Source organism: Robiginitalea sp. (assembly GCF_982776155.1).
Map to the genome: position 1 here is coordinate 128,522 of NZ_CEXZKX010000003.1, position 10,829 is coordinate 139,350.

The window sequence follows — 10,829 nt, forward strand, 5'->3', positions numbered from 1 at the left end:
TATGGGACTGCTAGACAGAGATTTATGGAAAGAGGTGATGGCCACGCTGAGCAAGAACATGCTCCGCACCTTTTTGACAACGCTGGGGGTGATTTTTGCGATCGTCATCCTGATCGGCCTGCTCGGGGCGACCAACGGGATGAAAAACGGCTTCAACCAGATTTTCGCCGGGACGGCAACCAACAGCATGTTCCTCTGGGCCCAGCGCACCTCCATGCCCTACAAGGGATTTGAGAGGGGGCGGTCCGTAGACCTGTCCATGGACGATGTGGACATGATCCTGCGGGAGGTGCCTGAGGTGGACGTTATTTCCCCCCGGATCCAGCTCGGGAATTTCCGGGGAACCGTAACGGTAATCCGCGGCGGTCGGTCGAGCGGTTCCAGCGTTTACGGGGACTTCCCGACCATCGACCTGATGTCGAAGAAGAAAATGGTCGAGGGGCGGTTTTTGAACCAGAACGATATTCAAAATTCCCGGAAAGTTTGCGTGATCGGCGTGGATGCCTACAAACTCCTTTTCGACAAGGGGGAAAACGCCATTGGCGAAAGCGTGCGGATCAACGGGGTGTATTTTACCGTGGTGGGCATCTTCAAAAGGAACGACAATATCAACTTTGAGGGGGAGAACACCGTGTTCGTACCCTTTACCACCTTCCAGACCGCATTTAACAGCGGGGACGAGGTGGGGTGGATGGCCATCCTGGTGGACGAAGACAAATCCGTGGCCGTAGCCGAGAATAAAATCAAGTCGCTGCTCAAGCGCAAATACAATATCCACCCGGACGACCCCCGGGCATTTGGCTCGTTTGACTTTTCGCAGATTTTCGAGGGGATCAGCGCCTTTACGATGGTACTGTCCGGTTTCTCCTTCTTTGTGGGCATCTTTACACTCCTGGCCGGGGTGATTGCCGTGAGTAATATCCTGCTGATCACCGTGAAGGAACGCACCAACGAGATCGGTATCCGCCGGGCCCTGGGCGCCACCCCGGGCGTGATCAAGCGGCAGATCATCATGGAGTCCATCGTCCTGACCTTCTTTGCCGGCCTGATCGGCTTCATCATATCCATCGGACTCCTGCACGCGCTGGATATCGCATTCGGGCAGACGGACGACGCGCCTTTTACCAACCCGACTGTCAGCCCGCTTCAGGTAATTGTATCCTTTACGCTGATGGTCACCCTGAGTATTTTGATCGGGATGATCCCGGCCAACCGGGCGGTCAAAGTAAAACCCATCGACGCCCTTCGAGAAGAATAATATCCAAATACGAACAGATAGCTAATTAATTATATCAACCATGAATAAATACGTTAAATACGGACTCTTAGTCGTTGTCGCACTGGGCGCATTCTACGCCATAGCCAGGGTGCTGAAGACCAACAGCAAGCCGGCAGAGTTGTACGAAACTGAGAAGCCCAGCAAGCAGACCATCGTGAACCGGGTGGTGGCTACCGGCAAGGTGATCCCGAAGGAAGAAGTGGACATCAAACCGCAGATTTCCGGGATTATCGACAAGATCTACCTCGAAGAAGGCGCCAAAGTAAATGCCGGCGACCTGATTGCGGTGATCAAGGTGGTGCCCAACGAGCAGTCGCTCAACCAGGCCCAGGGCCGGGTTCGCAATGCCGAGATCGCCCTGGGGAACGCTGAAATAGAGTACAACCGGAACAAAACGCTGTTTGACCGGGGGGTTATTTCCAACCAGCAGTTCAACGACATCCAGACTACCTACGAACAGGCCAAGCAGGAAGTCGAAAACGCCCGGGCAGACTACCAGATCATCCGCCGCGGTTCGGCCGGGGGCTCTTCCAGCGCCAACACAAATATCCGCGCCACGGTAACCGGGACCATTTTGGAAATCCCCGTTGAAGAGGGCGACCAGGTAATCCAGTCCAACAACTTCAACGACGGTACCACCATCGCCACGATTGCAGATCTGGGCCAGATGATTTTTGAAGGACAGGTAGACGAAGCGGAGGTCGGTAAACTGGAGATCGGGATGCCCCTGAAGATTACCCTCGGGGCCATCCAGGACCAGGAATTCGAAGCCGACCTGCAATTTATTGCCCCCAAAGGGGTGGAGGAGGAAGGAGCCGTTCAGTTCCGCATCGAGGGGAGTGTCTCCCTGGATTCCGCCCACTTTATCCGTGCGGGCTATAGCGCCAACGCCTCCCTGGTTCTCTCCCAGAAGGACAGCGTCCTGGCCGTTAAGGAAGCCTGGCTGCAATTCGACAACGAAACGGAGAAACCCTACGTGGAAGTCAAAACCGGCGAGAACGAGTACGAGCGCCGGGACATTGAAACGGGTATTTCCGACGGGATATTCGTGGAAGTGCTTTCCGGGGTTACCGAGGAAGACGAAATAAAAATCTGGAACAAGACGGAGCCCATGAGTTCCGACGAGAGCTAATTCATCAAAATTCAAAAAATGAACACCTTTAAATCAATAAGACCTTCACGCGTCCTGCGGGTACTCTTTGTGCTGTTTGCCTTTTCGGCGGGGGTAATCCAGGCGCAGAAACGGGAATGGACGCTCGAGGAGTGCGTTACCTATGCCGTCGAAAACAACCTGGACGTCCAGCAGTTCCAACTGGCTTTTGAGCGGACGATGCTCGATAAATCGGACGCAATCGGGAACCTGCTCCCTGCTGTGAACGCGCAGACCCAGGTGGGCCGGAACGTAGGTTTTACGATCGATCCGTCTACCAACGCCCCTACCACTGCGGGGATCACCACTGCGAGTGCCAACCTCACTGCGAGCATGACGCTTTTTGACGGGCTCAGGAATATCAACCAGTTGCAACGGGCAAAAATGAATGCCCTTGCCAGCCAGTACCAGTTACAGGACCTGGTGGACGACATCCGCCTGAACGTAGCCAACGCCTACCTGAACGTGCTCTCCAACAAGGAATCCCTCAAGGCCTTCCAGGCGCAATATGCCGTGACGGAGCAGGACCTGAACCGGATCCGCGAGCAGGTAGATGCCGGGGTTCTCCCGCGGGGCGACCTGCTGGAGATCCAGGCAACGGCCGCCAACCTGGAACAGCAGATCGTCAATGCGGAGAACAATGTGCTTCTTTCCCGCATCGTGCTGGCCCAGCTTCTGCAGATCACGGATTACGAAAATTTCGACATTGCGGACCAGGAATTCGAGGTGCCCCCGTCCGAGATCCTGGGCAATTCGCCCAAGGTGATTTTTGACAAGGCGCTGACTTTCCGGAACGACATCGCCTTTTCGCGGTCCAACGTGGAATTGGCCGAACAGGACCTGAAGATTGCACGGGGGGCATATTTGCCTTCCCTCAATGCTTTCTTTAACTACAATACCCGGTATTCCAGCAATACCACCTTACCGGATCCGGCCAACCCGGGGTCCTTTTTCTCACCGACTTTCATCGACCAGCTATGGATCCTGGATGGGATTTCCTACGGGGCCCGGCTGGATGTACCCATCTTTAACGGGTGGAGTACCCGGAACAACGTGAAGCGCGCCAAGATCGACGTGATGCGGGCCGAACTCCAATTGGAGCAGGACAAACTCGCCCTGGAGAACGACATCAATACCGCTTACCTCGACGTGCAGAGTTTTGCCAAAGCCTACGAGGCTGCCCAAAAAACCCTGGAAGCCCGCCAACTCGCCCTGGAATACGCCCGGGAGCGCTATGAGGTGGGGTTGATGAATGCCTTTGACTACGGGCAGGCCCAGGCCCGGGTAGACGATGCACAGGCTTCGGTGATCCAGAACAAATACAACTATATCTTCCGGCTCAAGGTCCTGGAATTCTATTTCGGGCTGCCGATCACACTGGATTAAACCCACCCGGTTTACTAGGAGACAAAAGAAGGGCCCCGGTTTTCGAAATGAAAGCCGGGGCCCTATCTTTGCAACCTATGGCCTGGATACTGAACCTCGAGACCGCTTCCACAAATTGCTCCGTGGCCCTGTATGAAGGGTCGCAACTCCGCGCTCTGCGGGAAGATCCCAGCCCGGGATATTCCCACGGGGAATTGTTGCATGTATTTATACAGGAGGTGTTGTCCGAGGCCGGGGTTGGGGCCGATGCACTCGATGCCATTGCGGTAAGCAAGGGCCCCGGGTCGTATACGGGCCTCCGTATCGGGGTCGCCTCGGCCAAGGGATTGTGTTTTTCTTTGGAGGTCCCGCTCATCGCGCTGCCCACCCTGAAGGTCCTGGCAGCTGCAGCGGGGATTAAAGAGGGGTTGAGCATCCCAATGCTGGATGCCCGCAGGATGGAGGTCTATTCAGCCGTCCTGAATACTGAACTGGAATATGTCCGGGAAACCGAGGCGGAAATCCTCACACCCGATTCCTTTGCAGCTTATAAAGACCAGGGACCCCTGACCCTTGTGGGCAGCGGGGCGGAAAAAGCCCGGGAGCTACTTTCGGACCCGGTTTTTCGGTTCCAGCCGGAGATACAGCCTTCGGCCCGGTTTATGGGGCCCATGGCATACGCAGCCTTTGAGGCCGGATCTTTCGAGGACCTGGCCTATTTTGAACCCTATTACCTGAAAGACTTTATCGCGACGCGAAAGTAGATTCCGGAGAAGACGCAAGCAGCGTGTTGTAGTAGACAACCAGGTGCAGGGCATCTTCGGGTTTACGAACGTTCAGGTTGTTTTCCGAGACAAAATCCCTGAGTTTGTCCTTGTGGTCACCCAGGGCGGCCAGCAGGCTGTTTTTACGCAGGGAAACCGGCTCCATGGGCGCATCGCCCGCCCGTATAAAATATTCCGAGGCATCGAAATAGGCAGGCATCCGGGTATCCTCGTAACCGTGTTCGGCAACTTCCGGCTTCCGGTAATGCTTGATAGGACGCCGGTAGAGGACCACTTGTTGCCCGGGATTCATCGGGATGAAATACCCCCGGTCGATATCTCCCCCTTCCCGGTATGGGTGGACCTCAAAGGTGAGCCCGTCGAGTTCCACGGTGATGTTTTCCCGCTTAAGCAGGCTTTGTTCCTCCCCGTTCTGCCCCAGATACACCATTTGGCCCGTAAACGCATTGAAGCGCATCAAACGCTCCTCTTTCAGCGTATTGTCCGGGTTCTCAATGGTGATGGTCCCTTTTTTGTAAATCTCATCCAGGAACTGGGAACCGTTCGGAGGGAAATCGTAAAGGACCACCTCGAACTGGCCGTGGTACTGGGTGAGTTTGTTGCCGTTGAACTGGGCCGTGGCCATCAGTGTCAGCAGGCAGGCAGCTGTTGTTATAATCGTTTTCATAGTATGCTTCTTTAACTATACAAAGTACTAAAAAATAGCGACTTATGCAAGTCCGGGCCGCCTGCTGTCCGCCTTATTCGCCCTCGGATATCATATGGATATCCCGTTGCGGGAACGGGATCTCGATACCGGCCTCGTCGAACCGGAGTTTGAGCGTTTCCATCACGTGGAAATGCGCTGCCCAGAAGTCTTCGTTTTTCGCCCAGAATCGCAGGCTGAGGTTTACGGAGCTGTCGGCGAGTTCCCCGACGAAAACCTGCGGCTCGGGGTCCTTGAGGATCCGTTCGTCTTCCCCGCAAATTTCCAGCAACAGGTCTTTGGCCTGTTTGATGTTGGAGCCGTATCCGATGCCCACGGTAATTTTATCCCTGCGCGTATCCTCAGCACTGTAATTGACGATGTTGTCGTTGGAGAGCTTCCCGTTGGGGATAATGGCCAGTTGGTTGCCGAAGGTATTCAGCTTGGTAGTGAAAATATTGATCTCCTTAACGGTGCCGTCCAACCCCTGGGCGGAAATCCAGTCCCCCACCCGGAACGGTTTAAACAGCAGGATCAAAACGCCCCCGGCAAAATTCGACAGGGACCCCTGCAGGGCCAGGCCAATGGCCAGTCCGGCCGCACCCACAATGGCTACCAGCGAAGACGACTTCACCCCGAGCTGGGTGATGACCAGCACAAAGAGCAACAGCTTCAGGGCGATTTTGATAAAGCTCTGCAGGAAGGACTCCAGGGCCTCGTCGTAGTCCTTTTTATCAAAAAAGCGACGGACGATTTTATTGATAAAGCTGATAACCCATAACCCGACGACCAGCGTAAGGATGGCCGTTACCAGGCTGGGCAAGAAATTCCAGAACCATTCGACTCCCTGTTCGATGTGTTCCTGATAATCTCCGAATTGTTCCATATTTTGATAAAAGTTGATGTTGGTAAACGATCTGATTTTTCCGGGGAATAGTACGGAATTTGAAGGCTTCAGGCAACTTTAAAGCCTTAAATTTCTGTTAATCGGACGCGTAAGTGCGGAGTAGTTCCAGGGCCTTTCCGCTGTCTTCCAGCGGTTGCTTGCAGCTGCCTTCCCGGCAAATAAAGATCCGGGTTTTCGGCGGGTTGAAGCGGCCCCGGAACAGCGGCAGGTCGGAAGCTTCCCCGGAGAGGGCCAACAGGCATTGAGGCAGGTAGTTTCTGCGCAGGGTGGCCGACTGCTCCATGGCATCGGGCCCGCACACGGCCACTTCGTAAAACGGGACGGACATCCACAGGGCCAATTGCATCCAGTTGGTGTACTGTCCGGGGTATTTGCCTATAGAAGGGACCATGGCGGTAAGCATTTCCCGCGACCGGGTGATCCATTGGGCATCCCCGAAATAGGATCCCAGGACAAACAGGTTTTTCGCCATAATGGAGTTCGATGCCGGGATGACATTATCTGCCGTTTCCAGGCTGCGCCGAATAAGGGCCGGATCCAAAGAGGAATTAAAGTACAACAGGGGTTCCCCGGGCAGGCCAAAATATTGCAGGGCATAAGTGCACAGGTTCCGTGCCCGGTCCATCCAGGTGTTTTCGCCTGTGGCCTCAGCCCAGGAGATATACCCGGCTGCCAGGCAGGCGTAGTCCTCCAGGAACCCGTGGCCGCCCCCGGATCCGCCCTTCGTGCTGTGGGGGACGCTGCCGTCCTTCCGGGTTACCTCCCCGTCCAGGTAATTGGCCAGTTTGCCGGCCGCATCCCGGGCCTTTTCCAGGCCGCAATACCGCCAGGCATCCGCCAGGCCGGAGAGCAACAAACCGTTCCAGGAGGTGAGGACTTTGTCGTCCAGCCGGGGCGCATCCCGTTTGTCCCGAAGGCGCAACAACCGGTCCCTGCACGATTGCAGCCGTTCCCGCAATTCCGGTTCGGGAAGCCCGAGCCGGCCGGCCAGGTCGGCGTCTGCTTCCCGTCGGATCAGGACGTATTTCCCATCTTCCCAATAACCGAATGTATCGATGCTGTAGGCTGCGGCAAATAATTCATAGTCCCCGCCCAGGGCCTCGCGGAGCTCCGGTTCGCGCCAGGTGTAATAGGCGCCTTCTTCCAGGTTGCCGTCCCGGTTCCTGCTGTCTGCATCCAGGGAGGAATAGAAGCAGCCGTCGGGATGCGCCAGGTCACGGAGGAGGAATTCCGTGGTCCGCGATACGACCTCCCGGTAGAGCGGATCCCCGTAACGGGCAAAGGCGCGGGCGTAGAGGCTCAGGAGCTGGGCATTGTCGTAGGCCATTTTTTCGAAATGCGGGACGTGCCAGCGGGCATCCACGGAATACCGGGAAAACCCGCCGCCAACCTGGTCGAAAAGACCGCCAAAGGCCATGGCAGTCAGCGTTTGGTTGACATGCATCTCCAGGGTTGGGTCCGGGTGGAGGGATTCCTGGTGCAGGAACAGGTTCAGGGCAGCGGGCATCATGAATTTCGGGGCGCCCTGCATCCCCCCGTATTCCCCGTCAAACCGCGGCTTCATGGAGTCGATCCAGCCGGAGATTTCCCCGTGTCCGGGCAGGGCGGCATTTGGGTCGGATTCGGGCAGGTTGATGCGGGCGACGGCCGAGGTGAGGTCGTCGGCGTATTCCCTGATGCGGTCGGGGTCTTCCCGGTAGAGCCGGCCCAGCTGAACCAGTGCCTGCAGCCAGCGGTCCCTGGGGAGGTAGGTGGCGCCCCAGAAAGGTTTCCCGTCCGGTAAGGCGGCCACATTCAGCGGCCAGCCCCCCGACCCGGTCATCAGTTGCAGGGCATCCATGTACACCTGGTCCACGTCGGGCCGTTCTTCCCGGTCTACCTTGATCGGGATAAAGAGCGTATTCATTACCTCGGCCACCTCGGGGTCCTCGAAACACTCGTGCTCCATAACGTGGCACCAGTGGCAGGCCGCGTAGCCGATACTGATCAGCAGCGGTTTGTTTTCCTCGGCCGCCCGTTGGAGGTTGGCTTCCGTCCACGGCACCCAATGAACCGGGTTGTAGGCGTGTTGCTGCAGGTACGGGCTCGTTTCGTGAATCAGGTCGTTTGGGGTCTTTTCCATGGCTGGGACTTTTATTTGCAGGGGGCCTTCCGTGTTTTCCGGGTTTTTCCCGGGGTTCCGCAGACCCCTAGGGTTCCGGGGTGGGACGGGAACCAAAAAGGCGCCCCCGGGTCCGGGGGCGCCTTTTTATCCGGGAATCCGGTGTTTTACTTTACCTCGAAGGTAATTTTCGTGTTGACCCGGTAGCTGGCGATCTTGCCGTCTTTCACCGTGCAACTTTGCTCGTTGATATAAATCGAGCGGATATGGTCCACGGATTTGGATGCCTGGGCCAGGGCTTTTTCGGCGGCGTCTTCCCAGCTCTTGTCGGAATTTGCCAATACTTCTATAACTTTTAAAACTGCCATAATTTCCAATTTAAGGTTCTCCCTTAAAGTACGAATTAATGGCCGTACTGACAAAGCCCAAATGCCCTAACCATTGATCGCAACGACTTCGTTGACCCGGTCGCCCATCATGTTCTGCAACATGGTCTGTATGCCGTTTTTCAGGGTAAAGGTCGAAGACGGGCAGCCGCTGCAGGCCCCTTGCAGGATGACGTGTACCGTTTTGCTTTCCGCCTCGTACGACTGGAAAACGATGTTTCCCCCGTCGCTGGCAACGGCTGGCTTGACGTATTCCTCCAGGATGCCGGCAATTTCCTGGGATATCGGGTCCATTTGTTCCAAATTCCCTTCCGGCACGCCGGCAATTTGCGATTTTTCAGCGCTTGCCCCAGGTTCCAGGACTTCTCCTCCGGCGGCCAGGTACTCCCGGATAAATTCCCGGAGCTCCATGCTGACATCCTCCCATTCGGCCACCTCGTATTTGGTTACCGAGATATAGTTGTGGTCCATGAAGACCTCCTTGACAAACGGGAATCCGAAGAGTTTTTGCGCCAGGGGGGAATGCCGCGCCTGGTCGATATCCTTGAATTCAAATACGTCCGGGACGAGTTGTTTGTTGGCGACGTACTTCATCACTGCCGGGTTGGGCGTGACTTCGGCATATACGGTTACTGCCACCCTTCCAGCCTGTTCGGGTTCGTCAACCACGGGTTCGCCCGCATTGAGGTACTCCACGAGTTGCTGGGCCACCTCTTGCTTCACATCGTCCCAGGTAACGATGTCAAAACGCTCCATGGCGACGAAATTCCCGGAGATATAGACCGTCTTGATAAACGGCAGGTAGAACAATTGCTGGGCCAGGGGCGAATCCTTGGCCTCGTCGATATTTTTGTATTCATAGCTCCCCTTGGTTACCAGCGGCTGGTTGGCCTCGAATTTGAGGATGGCCGGATTGTTGGTCTCCTTCAGGGTGATGATATATTCTTCCATCGTGTTGAATTTCTGCAAAATTACGGTATTTCGGCCGGACTCCCTTACATAATAATAGGGGGTTTATACCGTTATACAGTATATTTAAAGGCATTTAAACCACGGCCCCAGTCCCATTTGATGAGAAACCTCCTGCTATGTACAATCGCCTGCCTGGCTGCTGCGGCCAGCCCGCTCTCGGCCCAGGAAGGCATCCCGGTGTATTTTGATTACCTCTCCGATAACTACTACCTGGTACACCCATCCATGGCGGGGATTGGCCAGGGGGGTAAAATCCGCCTGACCGCCAGGCAGCAGTGGTTCAGCGTGGACGAGGCGCCGAATATGCAAACGCTCAATGCCCACTATCGGATCCGGGACAGCCGGAGCGGCCTGGGGGCCATCCTGTTTAACGACGCCAACGGGTATCACTCCCAAACCGGGCTGAAGCTGACCTATGCGCACCACCTGCCTTTTGGCGGCGATGTCCGTATCCTGAACCAACTGTCTTTCGGCATCAGTCCGACCATCCTGCAAAGCAGCCTGGACGAGACCGAATTCCGGTCCGTAGTACCGGACCCGGCGGTAACCGGTTCCAAGATCAGCGCCACCTATTTCAATCTGGACCTCGGGATGTCCTATTCCTACCAGGAGTTCTACGCCCACGTTTCCATCCTGAATTTGCTCGAAACGGAACGGGAACTCTACCGCATTGGCCGGGCCGACCCGGACAACGTGCCGGTAATCGATAACCTGAGGCGTTACCTGTTCTCCGTCGGCTACATTTTCGGACGGGGAGAATGGCGGTTCGAACCTTCCACGATGCTTCAGATCACCGAATTTACCAACGAGAAGGCCATCGACATCAATGCCAAGGCATACAAGGACGTAGGCTTCGGCACGCTCTGGGGCGGTCTTTCCTACCGCCGGAGCTTTGACGGGGCCCAATACGTTCAGGACGGTCAGTTCGGCGAACAGCGGTTGCAGTTGTTTACGCCCATAATCGGGGTAAACGTCAACCGCTTCATGTTTTCGTATAACTACTCCTACCAGTCCGGCGATATCCGCCTGGACAGCGGCGGTTTCCACCAGATCACCCTCGGCTACGACTTCGGCCCGGAGCGCGAAGACCGCTTTGACTGCTATTGCCCGGCGGCGAATTATTAGGGCAGGAACCCGGGAAGGATGCTATTGCGGCCGGCTGTAAAGGCCCTGGCCGGTGTTCCGCAACGCAAGCTGTC

At 56.0% G+C, this 10,829-nt stretch carries 10 protein-coding genes; 5 read left to right on the plus strand and 5 right to left on the minus strand.

Features of this window, described 5'->3' with window-relative positions:
- Window position 1: 1 nt before the first annotated feature.
- From AC3DKS_RS06340 to tsaB, 4 genes are all read left to right on the plus strand, one after another.
- Entirely contained in the window at window positions 2–1,258 is a 1,257-nt protein-coding gene (locus tag AC3DKS_RS06340) for an ABC transporter permease (protein ID WP_474731622.1), read from the plus strand.
- A gap of 40 nt (window positions 1,259–1,298) precedes the next feature.
- Window positions 1,299–2,411, plus strand: a complete 1,113-nt coding sequence (locus AC3DKS_RS06345) for an efflux RND transporter periplasmic adaptor subunit (protein WP_012813627.1) — start codon at window positions 1,299–1,301, stop codon at window positions 2,409–2,411.
- A gap of 18 nt (window positions 2,412–2,429) precedes the next feature.
- Window positions 2,430–3,815: a TolC family protein gene (locus AC3DKS_RS06350; RefSeq protein WP_012813626.1), complete on the plus strand. Its 1,386-nt coding sequence runs from the start codon at window positions 2,430–2,432 to the stop codon at window positions 3,813–3,815.
- A gap of 77 nt (window positions 3,816–3,892) precedes the next feature.
- Window positions 3,893–4,558, plus strand: a complete 666-nt coding sequence (gene tsaB / locus AC3DKS_RS06355) for a tRNA (adenosine(37)-N6)-threonylcarbamoyltransferase complex dimerization subunit type 1 TsaB (RefSeq protein ID WP_012813625.1) — start codon at window positions 3,893–3,895, stop codon at window positions 4,556–4,558.
- Here the strand turns inward: tsaB and AC3DKS_RS06360 are convergent.
- From AC3DKS_RS06360 to AC3DKS_RS06380, 5 genes are all read right to left on the minus strand, one after another.
- On the minus strand, window positions 4,539–5,246 hold the full coding sequence (locus AC3DKS_RS06360) for a hypothetical protein (RefSeq protein WP_012813624.1): 708 nt from the start codon (window positions 5,244–5,246) through the stop codon (window positions 4,539–4,541). The genes tsaB and AC3DKS_RS06360 overlap by 20 nt on opposite strands.
- Before the next feature lie 73 nt (window positions 5,247–5,319).
- Window positions 5,320–6,150 (minus strand): mechanosensitive ion channel family protein, encoded by an 831-nt coding sequence (locus AC3DKS_RS06365; protein WP_012813623.1) that lies wholly within the window; start codon window positions 6,148–6,150, stop codon window positions 5,320–5,322.
- A gap of 97 nt (window positions 6,151–6,247) precedes the next feature.
- The gene (locus AC3DKS_RS06370; protein WP_012813622.1) at window positions 6,248–8,293 is read right to left on the minus strand and encodes a thioredoxin domain-containing protein; all 2,046 of its coding nucleotides are present in this window, start codon (window positions 8,291–8,293) and stop codon (window positions 6,248–6,250) included.
- Between the two features lie 146 nt (window positions 8,294–8,439).
- On the minus strand, window positions 8,440–8,640 hold the full coding sequence (locus AC3DKS_RS06375; protein ID WP_012813621.1) for a dodecin family protein: 201 nt from the start codon (window positions 8,638–8,640) through the stop codon (window positions 8,440–8,442).
- 66 nt (window positions 8,641–8,706) lie between these two features.
- The gene (locus AC3DKS_RS06380; protein ID WP_012813620.1) at window positions 8,707–9,609 is read right to left on the minus strand and encodes a NifU family protein; all 903 of its coding nucleotides are present in this window, start codon (window positions 9,607–9,609) and stop codon (window positions 8,707–8,709) included.
- 120 nt (window positions 9,610–9,729) lie between these two features.
- Here AC3DKS_RS06380 and AC3DKS_RS06385 point away from each other — a divergent pair, with 120 nt between their 5' ends.
- Complete coding sequence (locus tag AC3DKS_RS06385; RefSeq protein WP_012813619.1) at window positions 9,730–10,755, plus strand: PorP/SprF family type IX secretion system membrane protein; 1,026 nt, start codon at window positions 9,730–9,732, stop codon at window positions 10,753–10,755.
- Window positions 10,756–10,829 lie beyond the last annotated feature (74 nt).

What these genes read in the sequence shown, in the direction of transcription:
- AC3DKS_RS06340 (WP_474731622.1), top strand. Translation starts at nt 2, where the DNA reads ATGGGACTGCTAGACAGAGATTTATGGAAAGAGGTGATGGCCACGCTG.
- AC3DKS_RS06345 (WP_012813627.1), top strand. Translation starts at nt 1,299, where the DNA reads ATGAATAAATACGTTAAATACGGACTCTTAGTCGTTGTCGCACTGGGC.
- AC3DKS_RS06350 (WP_012813626.1), top strand. Translation starts at nt 2,430, where the DNA reads ATGAACACCTTTAAATCAATAAGACCTTCACGCGTCCTGCGGGTACTC.
- tsaB (WP_012813625.1), top strand. Translation starts at nt 3,893, where the DNA reads ATGGCCTGGATACTGAACCTCGAGACCGCTTCCACAAATTGCTCCGTG.
- AC3DKS_RS06360 (WP_012813624.1), bottom strand. Translation starts at nt 5,246, where the DNA reads ATGAAAACGATTATAACAACAGCTGCCTGCCTGCTGACACTGATGGCC.
- AC3DKS_RS06365 (WP_012813623.1), bottom strand. Translation starts at nt 6,150, where the DNA reads ATGGAACAATTCGGAGATTATCAGGAACACATCGAACAGGGAGTCGAA.
- AC3DKS_RS06370 (WP_012813622.1), bottom strand. Translation starts at nt 8,293, where the DNA reads ATGGAAAAGACCCCAAACGACCTGATTCACGAAACGAGCCCGTACCTG.
- AC3DKS_RS06375 (WP_012813621.1), bottom strand. Translation starts at nt 8,640, where the DNA reads ATGGCAGTTTTAAAAGTTATAGAAGTATTGGCAAATTCCGACAAGAGC.
- AC3DKS_RS06380 (WP_012813620.1), bottom strand. Translation starts at nt 9,609, where the DNA reads ATGGAAGAATATATCATCACCCTGAAGGAGACCAACAATCCGGCCATC.
- AC3DKS_RS06385 (WP_012813619.1), top strand. Translation starts at nt 9,730, where the DNA reads ATGAGAAACCTCCTGCTATGTACAATCGCCTGCCTGGCTGCTGCGGCC.